Source organism: Collinsella sp. AF31-11 (assembly GCF_003475605.1).
GTDB lineage: Bacteria > Actinomycetota > Coriobacteriia > Coriobacteriales > Coriobacteriaceae > Collinsella.
On sequence record NZ_QRQS01000011.1, the window covers coordinates 17,144 to 36,229 of the forward strand.

Consider the following 19,086-nt stretch of genomic DNA (forward strand, 5'->3'; position numbering starts at 1 on the left):
ATGAATCAGGTGGAGCAGAGTGTTGCCGAATACGTCGACGAGGTCTGGGAGGATGTCGTCGCCGATATCGAGCAGCTGGTGAGCTACCCGTCTGTTGCCGTTGCCGCCGATGCGGAGCCCGGTGCGCCGTTTGGCCGCCCGGTCCGTGATGCGCTCGATTGCGCGCTCGGCATTGCGCAAAAGCTCGGCTACCAGACGAGCGATGACGAGGGCTATGTGGGTATTGCCGACATTCCCGGCCGCGGCGATAAGCAGCTCGCGACCATTTGCCATGTGGACGTGGTGCCCGCGGGCCCCGGCTGGAACACCGACCCGTTTGCGATGGAGCGTCGCGAGGGCTGGCTGCTCGGCCGCGGCGTGATCGACGACAAGGGTCCGGCGGTACTGTCGCTCTACGCCGGCGCCTATCTGCTCAAGCACGGCATTACCCCGCGCTATACCTTCCGCGCGCTGCTGGGCTGCGATGAGGAAGTGGGCATGTCCGACGTTCACCATTATCTGGAGAACCACGCAGACCCCGACTTTCTGTTTACGCCCGATGCCGAGTTCCCGGTTTGCAATGCCGAGAAGGGCCAGTTTGGGGCGACATTTGTGAGCTCCAAGATCGACGGCGGGCGCATTGTGTCCTGGAGCGGTGCCGAGGCGAGCAACGCCATTCCGTCGCAGTCTATCTGCGAGCTCGCGATTGCCGCCGATGAGCTGCCTGCCCCGGTCGAGAACGCTGATCGCCTGGAGATTACAGCGCTCGATAACGGGCATGCGCAGATTTTCGCTCACGGCATTGGTGGCCATGCCTCGATGCCCGAGGGGACGATCAATGCCGTCGGCCTGGTCGTGACATACCTGCGCGAGATCGAGGACACGTTTGCCGCACGCGACGAGCGCCTGTTGACGCCCGCCGAGCACGAGTTTGTCAAGTTCCTGGCCTTTGTACATGCGGACGCCTATGGTCGCGGCCTGGGCATCGACGCGACGAGTCCCGCGTTTGGCCCGCTCACCTGCAACCCCGGCGTCATCCGCGTGGCGGATGGACATATTGAGCAGGTTATTGACGTGCGCTTCCCCGACAGCACGAGCGCCGACACCATCTGCGAGCAGCTGGAGCCGCTCGTGGGTCGCTTTGGCGTGACGTGCCGCGTGGGTCGTGCGAAGGTGCCGTTCTCGGTTTCTGCCGACGACCCGGCCGTGAAGGCGCTTATCGATACCTATAACGAGTTTACGGGTAAGCATGCCGAGCCCTTTGCCATGGGCGGCGGCACGTACGCGCGCAACTTTGCCCGCGCCGTATCGTTTGGGCCCGAGGAGACCGGCCTGAAGCTGCCCGCATGGGGCGGCCAGATGCACGGCCCCAACGAGTGCGCCAACGAGGAACAGCTCAAGCAGGCACTCAAGATTTATATCGTGGCGATCCTGCGTTTGAATGAATTAGAGCTTTAAGGTTACGCGAACGCCAGAGTGACAACCTGTCTTTTGAAGAGGACGGCATGACCAGAAGGTCTATGCCGTCCTCTTTCTGAAAATGATCCCTTAGGGACGGAGGAAAACGGATCATTTTGGGGTCTGCTCAACCCGATGATCCGTTTTCCTCCGTCCCCAAGGGATCATTTGGTGTAAAGGCTGGCCATGCTTGGCGGCGGGTTTGTTATTCGTTTGTAAAGCCGAGCCGCGCTTGCGGTAAGGGTCTATCAAAAGCCCGTAAGAAACCGCAGTTGGTGCGGGCGCTGACCGGTCGGGGCCGTATCTTTCCAAACAGCAAAGCGGGCAGGGTGCCCGCGAGTCGCTTGTATGAAAGGAAGATCATGCTCGATCAGGCTTATTCTCGTCGTCAGTTCCTCGGCCTCGCTGGTGGTCTCGCCAGCATCGTGGGCCTCGGCCTCGTTGGTTGCGGCGGCGCAGGCGCTTCCGACGCCGCCGACAAGGGTAGCGCCGCTGCCGCCGAGTCCGTCTCCGGTGAGGTGACCTACGACGGTGCCTCCTCGTTCCAGGCTCTCGTCGAGGCCGCTGCCGAGAAGTTCATGGATGCCAATCCGGACGTCTCCGTCTCCGGTTCGGGTAACGGTTCGGGTAAGGGCCTGACCGCTGTCGCCGCCGGCACCGTCACCATCGGTAACTCTGACGTCTTCGCCGAGACCAAGCTCGAGGCCGATCAGGTCAAGAACCTCGTCGACCACGAGGTCGCCGTCGTGGGCATGGGCCCCGTCGTCTCCAAGAACGTTACGGTCGACGACCTGTCCCTCGAGCAGCTCAAGGGCATCTTCTCCGGCCAGATCACCAACTGGAAGGAGGTCGGTGGCGACGACGCCACCATCGTCGTCCTCAACCGCAAGGCCGGCTCCGGTACCCGCGCCACCTTTGAGGCTGCCGTCTTTGGCGACGAGGCCAACGACTTTAAGGGCGACGCCGAGCTCGACAAGTCCGGCGACGTCCAGACCCAGATGGCCAGCACCGACAACGCCATCTCCTACCTCGACTTCTCGCACTTCGACGACTCCAAGTTCAACGCCATCAAGGTCGAGGGCGTCGAGCCCAAGAGCGCAAACGTTACCGACGACTCCTTTAAGATCTGGGCGACCGAGCACATGTACTGCTCCAAGGACGCCGACGAGGCCACCACGGCCTTCCTGGAGTTCATGCTTTCCGACGACGTCCAGGGCAAGCTCGTCGAGGAGCAGGGCTTTATCCCAGTCTCTGCCATGAAGGTCGTCAAGGACGCCAGCGGCAAGGTATCCGCTAAATAAGTAATCGCCCCGGAAAGGTTTGCAATGGCAAAACAGCTGCCAAAGCGCGACCTTGAGAACGTGGGCCTGGGCGTCACGGGCGCGTGCGTAGCGCTCGTGACGCTTGTCGTTGCCGCGCTCATCTTTATGGTCGCCCAAAAGGGCCTCTCGGCTTTTCTCAAGGACGGCGTCTCGGTCGTAGAGTTCTTCGCCGGCACCAAGTGGGATCTGGCCAACACAGCCGAAAACGGCCTGCCCTACACCGGCGCCCTGCCCCTGATCGTCACCTCGTTTGCGGTCATGGTGCTCTCCACGCTCATCGCGCTGCCCATCGCCATCGGCTCTGCCATCTTTGCGGTCGAGATCCAGCCTAAGTTTGGCTCCAAGGTCTTTCAGCCGCTTATTGAGCTTTTGACCGGCATTCCCTCGGTCGTCTTTGGCCTGATCGGTTTTCACGTGGTCGTCGGCCTTATGAAGAGCGTTCTCCACGTGAGCACAGGCCTGGGCATCTTGCCCGGCGCCATCGTGCTGGCCGTCATGATCCTGCCGACCATGACCACGCTTTCGGTCGATGGCCTGCGTGCCGTGCCCGACAGCTACCGTCAGGGTTCGCTCGCGCTGGGCTACACCCGCTGGCAGACCATCTGGCACGTGGTGCTCAAGAGCGCCATGTCCTCGCTCATGACCGCGGTCATCCTTGGCATGACCCGCGCCTTTGGCGAGACGCTCGCCGTGCGCATGGTTATCGGCGGTATCGAGGCCATGCCGACGTCGCTGCTGTCGCCGGCCTCCACCATCACCACCACGCTCACCACGTCCATGGCGGTCTATGCCGAGGGCTCGGCCCAGGACGACGTCCTGTGGGCGCTCGGTCTTCTGCTGATGGGCATGAGCCTCATCTTTATCCTGATCATCCATCTCATTGGCCGCAAGGGGGCGAAGGCTCGTGGCTAGCACGCGCATCCATATCGACGAGGCGAGACTCGGGCGTGTCCAAAGGCAGGACCGCATCGCCACGGGCGTGCTGACGGCGATCGTCGCCATCGTCATGCTCATCGTCGTCTCCATGGTGGCCTACATCCTGTTCGAGGGCATCTCGACGCTGTTCCAGCCGGGCTTCCTCACGCAGCCTGCGCGCGCCAACGGAACCCAGGGCGGCGTGCTCTACCAGCTGTTCGACTCGTTCTACCTGCTGCTGATCACTCTAGTCATCTCGGTGCCCATCAGCCTGGGCGGAGCGGTCTTCCTGGTTGAGTACGCGCCGAACGGCCCTATCCGCGACATCGCCTCCACCGCTATCGAGACCTTGTCCTCGTTGCCTTCCATCGTCGTCGGCATGTTCGGCTTTCTGGTGTTCTCGGTGCAGCTGGGCTGGAAGTACTCCATCATCTCCGGCGCCGTCGCGCTCACCATGTTCAACATCCCCATCCTGGTGCGCGTGATTCAGCAGGCGCTCGAGGACGTGCCGCAGGCCCAGCGCGATGCGTGCCTGGCCATGGGCCTCACTCGCTGGGAGGCCACACTGCACATCCTGATTCCCGAGGCCATGCCCGCCATCGTGACCGGCATCGTGCTTTCGGCCGGCCGCGTGTTTGGCGAGGCCGCAGCATTGCTCTTTACCTCGGGCATGAGCTCGCCGGTTCGCCTGAACTTCTTGAGCTTTAACCTGTCGAGCCCCACCTGCGCCTGGAACGTGTTCCGCCCCGGTGAGTCGCTCGCCGTGCATATCTACAAGATCTATGGCGAGGGCAGCCCCGAGGCCCAGCAGATCGTCTGGGGCACCGCGGCGCTGCTGATGATTTGCGTGCTGCTGTTTAACGTAGTCGCCCGTATCGTGGGCAAGCAACTGGCAAGGAGGATGACGGCCGAATGAGCGAGATGAGCACAACGCCCGCAACCGAAGCAGCATCGTCCGAGACCCGGGACTTCCTGTCGAGTGTGGGGGAGAGCGAGAAGCGCGTGCGCGTGAGCGGCAAGGCCGCGAGCGACGAGGTCGTGCTCTCTACCAAGGACGTCAACGTGTACTATGGCGACCACCATGCGCTGTACGACACGTCGCTCGACTTCCACAAGGGTGAGATCACGGCGCTCATCGGGCCTTCGGGCTGCGGCAAGTCGACCTTCTTGCGTAGCCTCAACCTGATGAATCGCGAGATTCGCCGCTGTCGCGTGGAGGGCGAGATCAACTACCGCGGGCGCAACGTGAACACCAAGACCGAGAACACGTACGAGCTGCGTCGCTCCATCGGCATGGTGTTCCAGCAGCCCAACCCCTTCCGCAAGTCCATTCGCGACAACATCACGTTTGCGCCCAAGCGCCACGGCATCACCGACCGTGACGAGCTCGACCGCATGGTCGAGGAGAGCCTGCGCGGCGCGGCGCTGTGGGACGAGGTCAAGGACAAGCTCGACAAGAGCGCCTACGCGCTTTCGGGCGGTCAGCAGCAGCGCCTGTGCATCGCGCGCACGCTGGCGCTCAACCCCGACGTGATCTTGTTTGACGAGCCCTGCTCGGCGCTTGACCCCATCTCGACGCTGGCGATCGAGGACCTGATGTCGTCGATCGTGGCCGACCGCGCCATCGTCATCGTGACGCACAACATGGAGCAGGCGTCGCGTGTGTCCAACCGCACGGCGTTCTTCTACATGGGCGATATGGTCGAGTACGACGAGACCGACGAGATTTTCCAGCGGCCCAAGGATAAGCGGCTGAATGATTACCTCACCGGCATGTTCTCCTAGTCCGGAACATGCTTGAGGCCCGCGGCGGCCACGGTCGCCACGGGACTGATTGGAGAGGCGGGTCATCTCTTGCGGGAGATGGCCCGCCTTTTTGCTCTGCGACCGAATCGACCACCACAAAGGGGACAGGCACCTTCGTGGTGGTTTTTCGAATAACGAGGCGCCTGCCCAAAACCACCACGAAGGTGCCTGTCCCCTTTGTGGTGGTTTTCGCTATCATGGACAACGTTGAATTTCTACGAAGGAGCAGGGCATATGGCGATTCTTTTGGGATGCGATTCCGTCAGCCTAGAGTTTCCCACCAAGCATATTTTCGATAGCGTGACGCTCGGCGTGGGCGAGGGCGACCGCATTGGTATCGTCGGCAAAAACGGCGACGGCAAGTCGACGCTGCTGAGCGTGCTCGCCGGCACGCTGGAGCCCGACGACGGCCGCGTGACGCATCGCCGCGGCACCACGATCGGCCTGCTCGGCCAAAAGGACGACCTGGTCGATACCGACACAGTGCACCATGCCGTCGTTGGCGACACACCGGAGTACGAGTGGGCTTCGAGCCCCCGTACGCGCCAGATCCTCGCCGGCCTCATTAGCGATGTGCCCTGGGAGGGCACGGTGGGCGAGCTCTCGGGCGGCCAGCGCCGTCGCGTGGACCTCGCGCGCCTGCTGATTGGCGACTACGACGTGCTCATGCTCGACGAGCCCACCAACCACCTGGACATGCGTACCATCAACTGGCTCGCGCGTCACTTAAAGGCTCGCTGGCAGCGTGGTCAGGGCGCGATGCTCGTGGTCACGCACGACCGCTGGTTCTTGGACGAGGTCTGCACCAGCATGTGGGAGGTCCACGACGGCCAGGTCGACCCCTTCGAGGGCGGCTACTCCGCATATATCCTGCAGCGCGTGGAGCGCGACCGCATGGCCGCAGTCACCGAGGAGCGCCGTCGCAACATGGCGCGTAAGGAGCTCGCGTGGCTGAGCCGCGGCGCCCAGGCGCGCTCCACCAAGCCCAAGTTTCGCGTGGATGCCGCTCGCGAGCTCATCGCCGACGTGCCGCCCGTGCGCGACGAGCTGGAGCTCAAGCGCCTGGCGGTGAGCCGTCTGGGCAAGCAGGTTATCGACGTGGTCGACGTGGATGCCGGCTATGCGGATGCCGATGGCGCGCCCAAGCAGGTGCTTTCCGACGTGACCTGGCTTATTGGCGCGGGCGACCGCTATGGTCTTTTGGGCGAGAACGGCGCCGGCAAGTCCACGCTGCTCGAAGTGATTCAGGGCAAGATTGCGCCCACGCGCGGCCGCGTGAAGATTGGCCAGACGGTGCGCTTTGGCGTGCTTTCGCAGCAGCTCGAGGAGCTCGAACCCTACATGGGCGACACGATCCGCGAAGTGCTCAGCAACTACAAAAGGTACTACGTCATCGACGGCAAGGAGACCTCGCCCGAGAAGCTCTGCGAGCGCTTGGGCTTTACGACCCAGCAGCTCTGGAGCCGCATCGGCGATCTTTCGGGCGGCCAGCGCCGTCGCCTGTCACTGTTGCTGACGATCCTGGACGAGCCCAATGTGCTTATCCTGGACGAGCCGGGCAACGACTTGGATACCGACATGCTGGCGATTGTCGAGGACCTGCTCGACGGCTGGCCCGGCACGCTGATCCTGGTGACGCACGACCGCTTTTTGATGGAGCGGGTGACCGACCAGCAGTGGGCGCTGCTCGATGGTCACCTGACGCATATGCCCGGCGGCGTGGACCAGTACCTGCGCCTGTGCAACGCTACTGCCGATGGCGAGCCCGTGGGCGCACCGAGTGCCAAGACCGGCACGTTTGACACCGGTGCCGCGGCAGCTGCGGCCGAAAAGCCTAAGGCAAGCGGTCAGCCCAATGGCCTTTCCAACGCCGAACGTCAGAAGCTCCGCCGCGAGGTGAGCTCGCTCGAGCGCAAGATGGAGACGCAGCGCGCTCGCGTTGAGGAGGCCGAGGCCGCGATGGCCCAGGTCGATCCCACCAACTACACGGCGCTCGGCGAGCAGCAGGCAAAGATCGACGAGGCTCACGCCGCCATGGACGAGCTGGAGATGGCGTGGCTCGAGGCGAGCGAAAAGCTCGAGGGCGAGGAGTAAGCGAGAATGATCAAAGCCGCGTTTTTCGATATCGACGGTACGCTGCTGAGCTTTAAGACCCACCGGATTCCGGCGTCGGCGCAGCAGGTGCTCGACAGCTTTCGCGAGCAGGGGATTGCGTGCGTGATCGCCACGGGCCGTCCGACCTACCAGATGCCGGACTGGCTGTTCGACCTGGGCTGGGATGCGTACATTACGCTTTCGGGCCAGCACTGCTTTGATGCCGAGGGAGTTTACCGCAGCTGCCCGATCGATCCGGACGACGTCGCGGTGATTGTGGACCAGGTGGCGCAGGGGCGCTACGACTCGCTGTGCATGCAGGGCGAGAACTCGTTTGTGAACCGCCTGTCCGAGCGCGTGGTGACGGCTGGCAGCAACGCGGGAATCGTCTACCACGAGGAGCCGTTTGAGCACGCCTTTGACGCACCGGTCTACCAGTTCTGCGCCTTTGTGGACCCGGCCGACGAACATATCGTGACCGACGCCGTGTCGCATTCGCTCACCACGCGCTGGTGCGACCTGTTCTGCGACATTATTCCCGCTAACGGCGGCAAGGACCTGGGCGTGGCGGCGACGCTCGAGCGGCTTGGTATCGACGCGAGCGAGGCGATTGCCTTTGGCGACGGCGAGAACGACCTGTCGATGTTTGCCGCCGTGGGCACGAGTGTGGCCATGGGCAACGCGCAGGACACCGTGAAGGCCGCGGCGACCTACGTGACGACCGCCGTGGACGACGACGGAATTTACAACGCCGCAAAGCACTTTGGGCTGCTATAGCTGCGGCTCGGCACTTGGGGACGGTCCTTTTCTGCCGGCAGCTGGGGACACTCCTTGCGGGGCGTTCCCATTTTGTTTCATCCCGCACGTTTTGTGAAACACGGCTAACTTTTAGGTAAAGTAGTAAGACATGGGCAACTTTTGCGGTAAAGTAAGCCGTGGAAAGTATCCAACGGCTAACTAGCAATCATCGCGAAAGGCGGCCCATGGCCCTACGTGAATCCGGAGAAGACTATCTCGAATCGATCTACGTTCTGTCGGAACGTCAGGGCATCGTGCGCTCGATCGACGTCGCGGAGTACCTCGGCGTAACCAAGGCGAGCGTTTCCAAGGCCATGGCGACGCTGGAAAGCAACGGCTATGTCGAAATGGGCAAGCGCGACGTTCATCTGACGGAGCGTGGTCTGGAGGTCGCTCGCCAAATGTGGGAGCGTCACTGCTTTTTCGTGGGGCTGCTGGAGGATGCGGGTGTTTCGGCTGAGGTCGCGTCGCAAGAGGGCTGCTACATGGAGCACTGCCTGAGTGAGGAAAGCTTCGAGAAGCTGAGGGCTATGCTCGCCAGGGAAGAGACGTCGAACTCAACAACGGAATCCTAACAGGTCCTCAGTAGCGCGGAGTTCGCGCAAAGCGCGAACCAGCGAAAAGGGGATAGAGACTTCTAGCAGAAGGGACTTTCTCCGAGTCCACAGTAAACCTGTCGGGATGTAGCATCCTTTCAGCAGCGCCGCCCTTCCATCCCAAAGAGACGCGTCTCCCGCGCCGAAGGCGCGGGACAGCGGCCGGGACGAAAGGTCCCGCCAACCAAATTCAACTCAGACAAGGAACCTCGCCAGCAAGCGATGCCCAAGAACCGCCAGCTGTGTCAATGCAGGCCGGGACCGGGCTTGGTTTTGAAAACACTCCGCAGCGCGAGGCCCGTCTTTCCGTTGCTCCGTAGGAGCAGGAAAGACGGGCCTCATGCGCGAGGACGTTTTCAAAACCAAGCCCGGTCCCGGCCGGACAGCCCACGAACGCTACAGGTTCTTGACACCCATCGCGCGCATGGTGTTCAGGATAGCGATGATCGCCACGCCCACGTCGCCAAAGACAGCGAGCCACATGTTGGCGATGCCGAGCGCCGCGAGCACAAGGATCAGCAGCTTAATACCCAGCGCAAAGATGATGTTCTGCCAAACAATCGACATGGTCTTGCGAGCCACGCGGATCGCGCGGGCGATGTTGGACGGCTTGTCATCCATCAGCACGACATCCGCCGCCTCGATCGCAGCGTCGGAGCCCATGGCGCCCATGGCTATTCCGACGTCGGCTCGCGTAAGCACAGGCGCGTCGTTGATACCGTCGCCGACAAAGGCGAGCTTGCCCTTGCCGCTTTCGGCCGCGATCAGCGCTTCAACGCGCTCGACCTTGTCGCCCGGCAGCAGCTGCGCGTGGAACTCGTCGAGGCAGAGCTGCTTGGCCACCGCAGCAGCCACTTCCTCGCGGTCGCCCGTGAGCATGACGGTGCGCTTGACGCCGGCGGCGTGCAGGTCGCTGATCGTCTGCTCGGCATCGGCCTTGACGGTGTCTGCAATCACGATGTGGCCGGCGTACACGCCGTCAACGAGCACATGCAGAATCGTGCCGACGACCTCGCAATCGGGCGCTTCGACTCCGGCCGCGGCGAGCATCTTTGCGTTGCCAACGACGACGTGCTTGCCGTCGATGGTTGCCGTCACGCCATGGCCCGCGTCGTTGGTGGAGTCGCTTACGCGCTTGGGGTCGACCTCGCCCTGGTAGGCGACACGTACGGACTGCGCGATGGGGTGATCGGAGAACGACTCAGCAAGGGCTGCGACTTCGAGCAACGACTGCTCGGTATAGCCGGCCTCGGGGTGTACCGCGACCACCGAGAACGTGCCGTTGGTGAGGGTGCCCGTCTTGTCAAAGACGACGGTGTCCACGTCGGCGAGCGTCTCGAGGTAATTAGAACCCTTGATGAGAACGCCCAGCTTGGACGCGCCGCCGATGCCGCCAAAGAAGCTCAGCGGCACGCTGATCACGAGCGCGCACGGGCAGCTGACGACCAGGAAGGTCAGGCCGCGCAGGATCCAGTCGGACCAGGCGCCGGTGACCAAGCCGCCGCCGAGCGCGAGTACCGCGGCAGCGCCGGTGACGGCGGGCGTGTAGATGCGGGCAAAGCGCGTGATGAAGTTCTCGGTGCGCGCCTTCTTTTCGCTGGCGTTTTCTACGAGCTCCAGGACGCGCGCGACGGTGGACTCGCCAAAGGGCTTGGTGGTGCGCACGTGGATGAGCCCCGTCATGTTGATGCAGCCGCTGATGATATCGTCTCCGGTTTTGGCCGGGCGGGGGACCGACTCACCGGTAAGGGCGGCGGTGTCGAGCTGGGTTTCGCCTTCGACGATGACGCCGTCGATGGGCACGCGCTCGCCGGGCTTGACCACGATGACGGTGCCGACGGCGATGTCATCGGGGAAGACCTGTTCGAGTGTGCCGTCGGGTTGTTCGACGTTGGCGTAGTCGGGTGCGATGTCCATCATGGCGCTGATCGATTTACGGCTCTTACCCACGGCGTATGCCTGGAACAGCTCGCCGACCTGGTAGAACAGCATGACGGCGGCGCCTTCGGCCATGTGCGGATCGGTGTCGGGGAAGAGCACCATGGCAAACGCGCCGATGGTCGCGACGGCCATGAGGAAGCTCTCGTCGAAGGCCTTGCCGCGGCGGATGTTATTGAATGCCTTTTGCAGTACGTCGTAGCCGGCAATCAAAAACGGCACGAGGAACAGCACAAAGCTGGCGTAGATGTCGCCCGGGGTGCCGAATGCGGCAGTGAGGGTGCCGAGCTCATCGAGGGCGTACACCACGGCAAAAATGCCCAGCGCTACCAGGATGCGGTTGCGCTTATGCTCGAGTGACTCTTTTTTCTTGCGCTTCTTCTTTTTCTTCTTGGGGTCGGCGGTGGCCATGACTCGTATCCTCCCATTTGAATGTATGAACACTCGCTCATACAATTTCGTGAGCAAAGGCCGCGGCAAGCGCGGCCTTGCGTGTTGGCGTAAACCTGGGCTAGAGAATGATCTCGCAGTCCGGCTCGGCGTCGGCGGTGAACTCCACAACGCGGTCGAGGACCTCGTCGAACTCGGCTTCATCGGCCTCGAGCGTTAGCTTCTGGGTCATAAAGTTGACCGAAACGGACTTGACGCCCTCGAGCTTGGCCAGCTCGTCCTGAAGCTCGCGCGCGCAGTTGGCGCAGTCGATCTCGTCGAGCTTGAACTGCTTTTTCATGGCGGGTTCCTTTCCCTGCTTTTGCGGCTTGGATGCTGGCCGCGTTGGTGCCGTGGTTGGTCGCTATTCGCAGATGTGGCTCATGCCCTGATTGAGCATGGTGTAGACATGGTCGTCGGCGAGCGAGTAGAGGATGTTTCGGCCGTCGCGCCGGAATTTGACCAAGTGCGACTGCTTGAGGGTGCGCAGCTGGTGCGACACCGCGGACTGCGACGTCGCGGTTGCTTCGGCGATGTCTGCCACGCAGAGTTCGCGGCCCATGAGAGCGTAGAGAATCTTGATGCGCGTGGTGTCGCTGAAGACCTTGAACAGGTCGGCGAGGTCGTAGAGAAGTTCCTCGTCGGGAAGGTCCTCGGGCGAGCAGGTGGTGGGGATTGCGGGTTCGGTGGCCTCGATGTCGGGTTTCGTTTCATCAACGCGGATGCTCACTGCAATATCCTTTCATATGAACACGCGCTCATATAACTTACTTCCGATTATATGAGCGCATGTTCACATGTCAATACAATTTGCGATAATTTCGATGGCTGCTTGCCGCCTCTGCGATTTTCTGTGGGTTGGGATGCATCGACGCAATGCTCGCCAACATATTTTGAGATGTTCGGCCAGCATGCTAAGATAGCCGCCTCGAGAAGCATTAGAACTGTTCATATTTGTACTTTATCTTGTTAAATACCGTGAGAATCAGTTCTTTCTCTACGGGAGTTCCTGCAGAATCAGTTTTATCTAAAGTTATATTGAGCATTGCTGCGGCCAATCCGGCACATCGGCGGCCGAATAAGTCGAAAAATGTAGGTGGACATCCGCAGAGATCGACTTTAGAAGAGTGAATTCTCAATCAGATTAATAATCGTGTCGTCTTCCGTGCGGTTTTCATCGATTTTTGCGGACATGTCGCATTCCCAAGGCCCATTGATTTCTTCAGCAAGGGCCCCGACGTGTTGCATGTCGTCGGGTTCGGGCACATCGTTGATGCTCGGGTCATCAGCTTGCGGATATTGGCTTGCAATTTCGCGCTTGGCGGACTCTTCTTCTTTGAGAGCCTCCAGGACGCGGCGACCGTATTCGAAGTAGCGCCGCAAGACAAATCGACGAAGAGTTTCTTGCAGGATGGCGAAGCTATCCGGGAGTCGACCAGGCCAGATCTTCTCGCGAATGCGAATCGCTTCCATGACCCGTCTAAAAGCGGACTGCTTGAAAAACGAATGACGACTAACTGTGATAACGGCATATCCCATGTTTCGCAGCGTGTTGCGGCGTTCCTCGTCAATTGATTGCTGCTCGGGCTCGTCGTGGTAAAAGCCGTTGTATTCGATATCGGTCATCGAATTCTCGAGCAGCGCGTCGAGGTAGAAAACCATCCGTCGCGTTAGGGCGGCGTATCTTTTGGGGACTGGGATCGGATAATCCGTTTTGATAGCGCGTATGGCTAAGCCACCCATTGACTTGGGCATCGTCAGCATCATGACAAACGCCGTTTCGAGTGGGGAGCGACAGCCTTCGCGTACATAAGAAAGTGCCTTAAGGGCTTTATTAGATCCACGATACCCCGACGCCTCTGAAAAGAAGGCTCTGAGCTCTTCAACGCTGGTTAGGGCCGGGCGCTCGCGATATTGAGTTTCGTTGGACGTTTCAAGCGCGTAGGAGCCGCAGATTTCAAAGTAATACTCAACGAGCTCCGAAAGGTTGAGGTCGGCTGTTGCTTCTAACGCGCACAGCTTGATATCGACGATGTAGACGTTCGGCTCGAGTTCTAGGTAGCTTTCTGCATTAAACGTATAGCGCGTGCAGTGGCAGATGCAGCCCTTGCAGTGCCTTTTGGCATTATTGGAAAACGTCAGCACATGGATGCTTTCAGAATCGACATTCTTTCTGTTGAGCCATGCTCGTGCCGCTTCCAGGTCGGACGTGGTCGGCGCAGACACCCTGATCTTTTCCATAGGTATGGGATCGGTCGCGTAGCTTGCGAGCGAGTTGGCTGTTTGGTATACAGCGCGTGCCGTGGTATGTGACAGAACGATTCCCATACGCGCATGATGGCATAGCGGACGCCACATACGCCCGAAACTTCGGGCAACGGTATTGGGGTGCGGCTTATCTTCTGCGAACGGTGGGTTTTTGAGCTGTCGTATTGAGGGGGGCAGCTTCGGCCGGGGAGGTTTCTGCCAGCTGCGCCTTTTTTGGTGAACTTTAGTTGCGGGTTCGTAGCTTCTAAGCGTTTTTGCCGACCGCCCAGATGCCTCACCAACATAATTTGAGTTATTCGGCCTTTTCCTATACGAATGGTGCGATCACAATGTCCTATTTGAATTGATTCAGGTAGATTAATGGGGCTTGGTTGCGAAATTAAGGCGACTACAGCGCTCGATTGCGGTTCAAGGGGCCTTGACTAGTGGTTCAGCTGGCCGAACAACTCGAAAAATGTAGGTGGGCCAACCTGTCGACTGTGTGAAGCACGCGTATTTGCTTGTTTTGATGAAAACTAGGGTGCAGCCATAAGGCTGCGCCCTAGTTTATTGCGTGCCGGTGCGCCCAGACGGATTGCGCTGTGCCTGGCAGGCGCTCCCGCAGATGGATCGGTTACTTCGCGAATAGGTTCTTGAGGTTGAACTCGGCTTGGACGGTGCGGAGCATGAGGTCGGTGTCGTCCAGACCCAGATGCTGCTCGTTGGCATCGGCGGCGAGGGTTCCGCGGCGGCGCGCCCAGTTCTCGAGCGCGGCGGGGGCGGACTCGCGGGGGAGCGAGCGGACGTCGGCATCCAGGCTGCGGCAGATCTGGCGCGAATCGATGACGATAATCTTGCCGGCACGGCGCGCCTCGGCGTAACCGTCCAGGTGAATTTTGAACCAGCTGTCCTCGAACGCGGCGTTATGCGCCATGTACGGGTACTTCTTCATAAGCTTGAGCAGCTGCTTCTGCAGTTCCTTGTTCTCGCGGAACGGCTTTTTGCCGTCGATGTCGTCCCAGGTGATGTGGTGGATATTCGACAGCGGCACATCTTCGCCGCGGTAGATGTCGGGCAGGCCACAGTAGTGCGCCTCGGCGTCATGCGGGACGGCGTCGCTAGTGAGTTCCATGATCTCCCAGCCGACGTTGATGATATAACCGCGTTCGGGTGCACGGCCGGTGGTCTCGATGTCGATACCGAGCACGGTGCCCTGGATGGGCTTACGGGCGTAGGCCACGCCGAGCGCGTCGCGGTCGCCGCGGATCTCGCGCATAACGGACGCGGCGGTGCGCTTTTGCATCTTGCCGATGGCGGCGCAGGTGTCGGCATCGGACAGGCCGCGCGAAAGCGTCGCGGGCGTCACGTTGCGCAGGCGCGCCTCGCCGATCTGATCGCACAGGTCGCGGTTGCGGTCGGCCAGGTCGCGCACGGTGGCAAAGTCGAAACCGGGGTCGCCCTCGGCGGTAAAGTACTCGGTTTCGAGCACCTTAAGGGCCTCCTCGCCCTTCTGGCGCTCGGACTCCATGGCGCCGTGATCGCCATAGATAAACATGGGAATAAACGGCTGGCGCTCGTATTCGAGTGCTTGCGAAACGTTCATAGGCTGCTCCTTGGACGGGCCGCGTCGCGCGGCTCGGGGTTACTGAGTTGTGGCGAGATGATAGTTTACCATGGGCAACTATTGGCACCGCGCCCGGGACTACTACAATACCCTAGTTGACCGCTAGGACTTTTACAATGCTGCCGAAAGACACGAAAGGTTCCGTCCGTCATGGATTTACTGATAGATATTCTGCTCGATGCCGGCAAAGACACGCTCTCGCTGGTGCCGTTTTTGTTGGTGACGTACCTTGCGCTCGAGACGCTCGAGCATGTTGCGGGCGACCGCGTTAACGGCGCCATCAAGCGCGCTGGCGCTGCGGGCCCCGTGGTTGGCTCGTTGTTGGGCATGGTGCCGCAGTGCGGCTTTTCGGCCATGGCGGCCACGCTGTACGCCGGTCGCGTCGTGACGCTGGGCACGCTGGTTGCGGTGTTCCTCTCGACCTCAGACGAGATGCTGCCGCTGTTGCTAGCCGAGCAAGTTCCCGTGCAGACCATGGCGATGCTTTTGGCTTCGAAGGTGCTGATCGCGCTGGTCACGGGCTTTATCGTGGATGCCGCCATTCGCGGCCTGCGTCGTAACGCTCGCGCGCATGCGGCGATTCGCCGTACCGTGCTGGGAACCGCGGCCAACCCGGCCCACGTGAACTGCGCGCACGATGACCACACTGGCGGTGACATCATCGACGAGGTGGCCGAGGCGGGCGTGAGCGCCGACCACATCCACGAGTTGTGCGAGCGCGACCATTGCGGCTGTGATGAAGACGAGGACGAGCACGAACACGGACATGGCCACGATCACGGTCATGAGGGCGAGCATGAACATCATGATGGCCACGGTCGCTCCCACTCACACGAAGGTGCGCCCGCCGTGTCGATTATCCGCAGCGCCATCTCGCATACCGTGCAGGTATCGGTATTCATTTTCCTGGTGACGCTGATTCTGGTCGCCGTGCTCGAGACCTTCGGCGAGTCCGCAATCGAGCAGTTCCTGCGCGGCAACGAGACGCTCGCCGTCCTGGGTTCGGCGCTTGTCGGCCTGATCCCCAACTGTTCTGCGAGTGTGGTCATCACGCAACTGTACCTGGAAGGCGCGCTGCAGCTGGCCCCGATGCTCGCCGGCACGCTCATCTCTGCCGGCGTGGGCTACCTGGTGCTGTTCCGCACCAATCGCAGCGCCCGCGAAAACGTCCTGTTCCTGATCATGATGTACGTTATCGGTGCCGGCTGGGGACTCGTTCTCTCCGCCTTTGGTCTCTAAGCCCAAAATTCTACCTTGGTCAGCGTAGCAGCTCGGTGAGGTTGCGCTTAAAGCGGGCGCGATCTTCGCTGGTGAAGGCTGCCGGCCCGCGGGTGCGACCGCCAGCGCGGCGCACCTTCTTTTCTTCGTGACGAATAAACAGCTGCATATCGATGGTCGCTTTGTCGTAGACGCGCCCGCGCACGCCGATGGCGGCGGCGTCGCGGCCGAGCGCCATGCTCGCCAGACCTATGTCCTGCGTCACGACCACGTCGCCAGTCTGCAGGCGCTCAATAATGGCAAAGTCGGCGCTATCGGCTCCCACACTCACATCGAGCGTCGTGACCCAAAAGCCCCGACGCGCATGCTCGGCGTCGCGCGGATCGTCGCGGCGAATGTGGCGTTCCAGGTTTTGCGTGCTGTTGCCGGCGATAACGACGGCAACAGCACGCCCTCCGCGCGCAGTCGATCGACTCGCGCGTGACCGGGCAGGCGTCGGCATCAATAAAAAGCGTCTTTGGCATCTAGCGCACCAGTTTGCCAAATTGAATAGCGCGAACAATCAGTGTCACGCCAAACACCAGCAGCGCGGCGCCGCTAAAGATGACGAGCATCTTTGCCGACCACAGCGGATAGATAAACACGAACATGCCGGCGATGATGGAGAGCGCGCCGCTCAGGATGGCGAGGGCGCGGTTGGCGGAAAGTTCGGATTCCAGAATCGACATGACGCCCTCGACGATCCAGCCAAAGCCGGCGACGACCACTACAAGCGTGGTGAGCGTCGCGGTCGAGAAGGCCTGATTGCGCAGGATTATGACGCCACCCAGAATGATGAGCAGGTTGGAGATGATGCTCGCAACGCGCCATCCGGTGGGCAGAAGCGGCTCAAAAACAGCGGTAAACAGCCTAATGGCAGCGGTGATTACAAAGTAGAAGCCCAGTACGGTCGTCAAAAAGACGAGGGTCTTAGCGGGTGCAAACAGCAGCGCGATGCCGGCGATGAGCGCGATGACACCCGTGGCGGCGTAGATCCAGCGCACGGCTTTAATCGCCTTGCCTGCCATGCTCTTCTCGTCAAATCCAAACAGACTCGATTGTTGGTCGTCATTCTTAAAGATGCCCATGAGGCCTCCTTTCCGTGCGGCGTAAGCCGCGATCGTTACAACCAGTATCGCCTAAAGGCGCTGGCGTATGGGCCGGGGAGGGCGAAACGCAACCCAAAGGCCCCGATTTGTTTCCGTTGTTCCCCACGTTGCGATTTTCTATTCAACAGGTGTAGAACATTGCAGCTCTGTTCGTTATTGCCTGCGTTTTAGGTTAGATTTTCCTAAGAACAATTGGCTTTTTGGGGGTCCCTATGAACGAAGCAGTTCCCGTGGTGCCGTTGAGCGCCGAGTCGATGGCAAAGCAGGGTTGCGAAAAGCTTGGCCTGGATGCGTTTGATGCGCTGATCCGTCGCGCCCGCACATGCCGCCGTTTTGACGAGTCCATGCGCGTGCCGCGCGAGTTTTTGCTCGAGCTGGCAGAGCTGGCGCACCTGGCTCCCTGTGGCGCCAATGCTCAGCGCTTGCGTTTTCATGTGGTGAGCGGTGCCGAGGACTGCGCTCGCGTGTTTGACGAGCTCGCATGGGCCGGGGCGCTCAAGGACTGGCCGGGTCCTGCCGAGGGCGAGCGCCCGACCGGCTACATTGCAGTTCTTGCCGAGCGCACCGTTCCCGGCAAACCCGCCGCGCCTATCACCGAGGTCGACACGGGCATCGCGGCTCAGACGATGATGCTCGCCGCGCGCAGCGCAACGCCTGAGGTGGCGGCTTGCATGTTCAAGGCCTTTACGCCCCGCGCGATCGATGCGATGGGGCTCGACGGCGACAAGTATGAGCTCAAGCTGATCATGGCTTTTGGCGTACCGGCCGAGACCCAGGTTATCGACGCGATCGATTCCAACCCCGACGGTTCTATTAATTACTGGCGCGACGAGGCGCAGGTGCATCACGTGCCCAAGCGTCCGCTTGCCGACGTGCTGGTGTAGTTGCGTCGTTGCGGCGCGATTCGGCGGCAAGCCACCGCAAAGGTGCCTGTCCCCTTTGTGGTGGTGCGAGAGGAGGGCGTGTGTCCGATCTGTATTTGGTTCGGCATGGGCAGACCGAGCTTAACGTGCGGAACATTTTGCAGGGCTGGCAAGACTCGCCGCTCACGGAGTGCGGGCGCGAGCAGGCACTGGCGACGCGCGCGGCGTTTGAGGCGCGCGGCATCTCCTTTGACCACGCGTATTCGTCTCCGTTGGGTCGGGCGCGCCACACGGCCGAGCTGATCGTTGGCGAGGATCTTCCCATAGAGCCGGTCGATGATTTGCGCGAGTGGCGCCTGGGCTCGCTGGAAGGTACATCAAATCGCAAGATGCCGCCGCAGCCCTGGGGCGATTATCCGGTGGCCTTTGGCGGCGAGTCGGAAGCGCAATTCCGGGCGCGTATGGTCGCGGCGCTGTCCCGCATTATGGCCCGACCGCAGCACAACTGCGTGCTGGCTGTCTCCCATGGGTCTGCCTGCCAGGAGTTTCTTGAGTACGTGGCCGGCGGGGGAGAGCAGCCCGACAACGGTGCCGTGCTCCATTTTGGCTATTGCGACGGGGCGTTTTCGCTCCTTGATTGGTAACGAACGG

Annotated in this window: 18 protein-coding genes; 11 read left to right on the plus strand and 7 right to left on the minus strand. The window is 61.2% G+C overall.

The annotated features are described in order from the left end of the window. The 8 genes from DWZ22_RS07885 (at window position 1) to DWZ22_RS07920 (ending at window position 8,947) form a co-directional block, all read left to right on the plus strand. Window positions 1-1,437 carry a M20 family metallopeptidase gene (locus tag DWZ22_RS07885; protein ID WP_118405849.1) on the plus strand — a complete coding sequence of 479 codons (1,437 nt, stop codon included), beginning with the start codon at window positions 1-3 and terminating at the stop codon, window positions 1,435-1,437. A 362-nt stretch (window positions 1,438-1,799) separates the two neighbouring features. Then, the gene (locus DWZ22_RS07890) at window positions 1,800-2,738 is read left to right on the plus strand and encodes a phosphate ABC transporter substrate-binding protein (RefSeq protein WP_117637295.1); all 939 of its coding nucleotides are present in this window, start codon (window positions 1,800-1,802) and stop codon (window positions 2,736-2,738) included. A 24-nt stretch (window positions 2,739-2,762) separates the two neighbouring features. Next, window positions 2,763-3,671 (plus strand): phosphate ABC transporter permease subunit PstC, encoded by a 909-nt coding sequence (gene pstC, locus DWZ22_RS07895; RefSeq protein WP_117637294.1) that lies wholly within the window; start codon window positions 2,763-2,765, stop codon window positions 3,669-3,671. Beyond that, the gene (gene pstA / locus DWZ22_RS07900) at window positions 3,664-4,590 is read left to right on the plus strand and encodes a phosphate ABC transporter permease PstA (protein ID WP_199583474.1); all 927 of its coding nucleotides are present in this window, start codon (window positions 3,664-3,666) and stop codon (window positions 4,588-4,590) included. Before pstC ends, pstA begins: the two co-directional genes overlap by 8 nt. Further along, the gene (pstB, locus tag DWZ22_RS07905; protein ID WP_199583476.1) at window positions 4,587-5,459 is read left to right on the plus strand and encodes a phosphate ABC transporter ATP-binding protein PstB; all 873 of its coding nucleotides are present in this window, start codon (window positions 4,587-4,589) and stop codon (window positions 5,457-5,459) included. Before pstA ends, pstB begins: the two co-directional genes overlap by 4 nt. 255 nt (window positions 5,460-5,714) lie before the next feature. Then, a complete protein-coding gene (locus DWZ22_RS07910) occupies window positions 5,715-7,574 on the plus strand; it encodes an ABC-F family ATP-binding cassette domain-containing protein (RefSeq protein ID WP_118405851.1) in 1,860 nt (619 codons plus the stop codon). Window positions 7,575-7,580: 6 nt separating this feature from the next. Further along, window positions 7,581-8,351 carry a Cof-type HAD-IIB family hydrolase gene (locus DWZ22_RS07915; protein WP_117735566.1) on the plus strand — a complete coding sequence of 257 codons (771 nt, stop codon included), beginning with the start codon at window positions 7,581-7,583 and terminating at the stop codon, window positions 8,349-8,351. A gap of 206 nt (window positions 8,352-8,557) precedes the next feature. After that, window positions 8,558-8,947 carry a metal-dependent transcriptional regulator gene (locus tag DWZ22_RS07920; RefSeq protein WP_117735567.1) on the plus strand — a complete coding sequence of 130 codons (390 nt, stop codon included), beginning with the start codon at window positions 8,558-8,560 and terminating at the stop codon, window positions 8,945-8,947. A 417-nt stretch (window positions 8,948-9,364) separates the two neighbouring features. Here the strand turns inward: DWZ22_RS07920 and DWZ22_RS07925 are convergent, their stop codons facing one another. The 5 genes from DWZ22_RS07925 to DWZ22_RS07945 all read right to left on the minus strand — a co-directional run bounded on the left by DWZ22_RS07925 (window position 9,365) and on the right by DWZ22_RS07945 (window position 15,185). Next, window positions 9,365-11,317, minus strand: coding sequence for a heavy metal translocating P-type ATPase (locus DWZ22_RS07925; protein ID WP_199406658.1), 1,953 nt, complete (start codon window positions 11,315-11,317; stop codon window positions 9,365-9,367). A gap of 100 nt (window positions 11,318-11,417) precedes the next feature. Beyond that, window positions 11,418-11,636 carry a cation transporter gene (locus tag DWZ22_RS07930; protein WP_118405852.1) on the minus strand — a complete coding sequence of 73 codons (219 nt, stop codon included), beginning with the start codon at window positions 11,634-11,636 and terminating at the stop codon, window positions 11,418-11,420. A 63-nt stretch (window positions 11,637-11,699) separates the two neighbouring features. Further along, on the minus strand, window positions 11,700-12,032 hold the full coding sequence (locus tag DWZ22_RS07935) for a helix-turn-helix transcriptional regulator (protein ID WP_158549285.1): 333 nt from the start codon (window positions 12,030-12,032) through the stop codon (window positions 11,700-11,702). Between the two features lie 422 nt (window positions 12,033-12,454). Beyond that, entirely contained in the window at window positions 12,455-13,576 is a 1,122-nt protein-coding gene (locus DWZ22_RS07940; protein WP_147352282.1) for a hypothetical protein, read from the minus strand. Window positions 13,577-14,216: 640 nt separating this feature from the next. Further along, on the minus strand, window positions 14,217-15,185 hold the full coding sequence (locus tag DWZ22_RS07945; RefSeq protein WP_089572078.1) for a DNA polymerase III subunit epsilon: 969 nt from the start codon (window positions 15,183-15,185) through the stop codon (window positions 14,217-14,219). 171 nt (window positions 15,186-15,356) lie between these two features. On the opposite strand from DWZ22_RS07945, the gene DWZ22_RS07950 reads away from it, so the two are divergent. Further along, a complete protein-coding gene (locus tag DWZ22_RS07950; RefSeq protein ID WP_118405854.1) occupies window positions 15,357-16,445 on the plus strand; it encodes a putative manganese transporter in 1,089 nt (362 codons plus the stop codon). Window positions 16,446-16,464: 19 nt separating this feature from the next. Here the strand turns inward: DWZ22_RS07950 and DWZ22_RS07955 are convergent, their stop codons facing one another. After that, window positions 16,465-16,926: a DUF188 domain-containing protein gene (locus tag DWZ22_RS07955; protein ID WP_233546474.1), complete on the minus strand. Its 462-nt coding sequence runs from the start codon at window positions 16,924-16,926 to the stop codon at window positions 16,465-16,467. 22 nt (window positions 16,927-16,948) lie between these two features. Further along, window positions 16,949-17,551 (minus strand): HdeD family acid-resistance protein, encoded by a 603-nt coding sequence (locus DWZ22_RS07960; RefSeq protein ID WP_118405855.1) that lies wholly within the window; start codon window positions 17,549-17,551, stop codon window positions 16,949-16,951. A gap of 233 nt (window positions 17,552-17,784) precedes the next feature. Here DWZ22_RS07960 and DWZ22_RS07965 point away from each other — a divergent pair, with 233 nt between their 5' ends. Next, window positions 17,785-18,456, plus strand: coding sequence for a nitroreductase family protein (locus DWZ22_RS07965; protein WP_117735574.1), 672 nt, complete (start codon window positions 17,785-17,787; stop codon window positions 18,454-18,456). Between the two features lie 80 nt (window positions 18,457-18,536). Beyond that, entirely contained in the window at window positions 18,537-19,079 is a 543-nt protein-coding gene (locus tag DWZ22_RS07970) for a histidine phosphatase family protein (RefSeq protein ID WP_117735575.1), read from the plus strand. Window positions 19,080-19,086 lie beyond the last annotated feature (7 nt).

Excerpts from the sequence above, each read along its gene's own strand:
- DWZ22_RS07945 (WP_089572078.1), bottom strand. The coding sequence starts at position 15,185 with ATGAACGTTTCGCAAGCACTCGAATACGAGCGCCAGCCGTTTATTCCC.
- pstB (WP_199583476.1), top strand. The coding sequence starts at position 4,587 with ATGAGCGAGATGAGCACAACGCCCGCAACCGAAGCAGCATCGTCCGAG.
- DWZ22_RS07910 (WP_118405851.1), top strand. The coding sequence starts at position 5,715 with ATGGCGATTCTTTTGGGATGCGATTCCGTCAGCCTAGAGTTTCCCACC.
- DWZ22_RS07960 (WP_118405855.1), bottom strand. The coding sequence starts at position 17,551 with ATGGGCATCTTTAAGAATGACGACCAACAATCGAGTCTGTTTGGATTT.
- DWZ22_RS07915 (WP_117735566.1), top strand. The coding sequence starts at position 7,581 with ATGATCAAAGCCGCGTTTTTCGATATCGACGGTACGCTGCTGAGCTTT.
- DWZ22_RS07890 (WP_117637295.1), top strand. The coding sequence starts at position 1,800 with ATGCTCGATCAGGCTTATTCTCGTCGTCAGTTCCTCGGCCTCGCTGGT.
- DWZ22_RS07940 (WP_147352282.1), bottom strand. The coding sequence starts at position 13,576 with ATGGAAAAGATCAGGGTGTCTGCGCCGACCACGTCCGACCTGGAAGCG.
- DWZ22_RS07930 (WP_118405852.1), bottom strand. The coding sequence starts at position 11,636 with ATGAAAAAGCAGTTCAAGCTCGACGAGATCGACTGCGCCAACTGCGCG.
- DWZ22_RS07925 (WP_199406658.1), bottom strand. The coding sequence starts at position 11,317 with ATGGCCACCGCCGACCCCAAGAAGAAAAAGAAGAAGCGCAAGAAAAAA.
- DWZ22_RS07885 (WP_118405849.1), top strand. The coding sequence starts at position 1 with ATGAATCAGGTGGAGCAGAGTGTTGCCGAATACGTCGACGAGGTCTGG.
- DWZ22_RS07920 (WP_117735567.1), top strand. The coding sequence starts at position 8,558 with ATGGCCCTACGTGAATCCGGAGAAGACTATCTCGAATCGATCTACGTT.
- DWZ22_RS07950 (WP_118405854.1), top strand. The coding sequence starts at position 15,357 with ATGGATTTACTGATAGATATTCTGCTCGATGCCGGCAAAGACACGCTC.
- DWZ22_RS07955 (WP_233546474.1), bottom strand. The coding sequence starts at position 16,926 with ATGCCGACGCCTGCCCGGTCACGCGCGAGTCGATCGACTGCGCGCGGA.
- DWZ22_RS07965 (WP_117735574.1), top strand. The coding sequence starts at position 17,785 with ATGAACGAAGCAGTTCCCGTGGTGCCGTTGAGCGCCGAGTCGATGGCA.
- pstC (WP_117637294.1), top strand. The coding sequence starts at position 2,763 with ATGGCAAAACAGCTGCCAAAGCGCGACCTTGAGAACGTGGGCCTGGGC.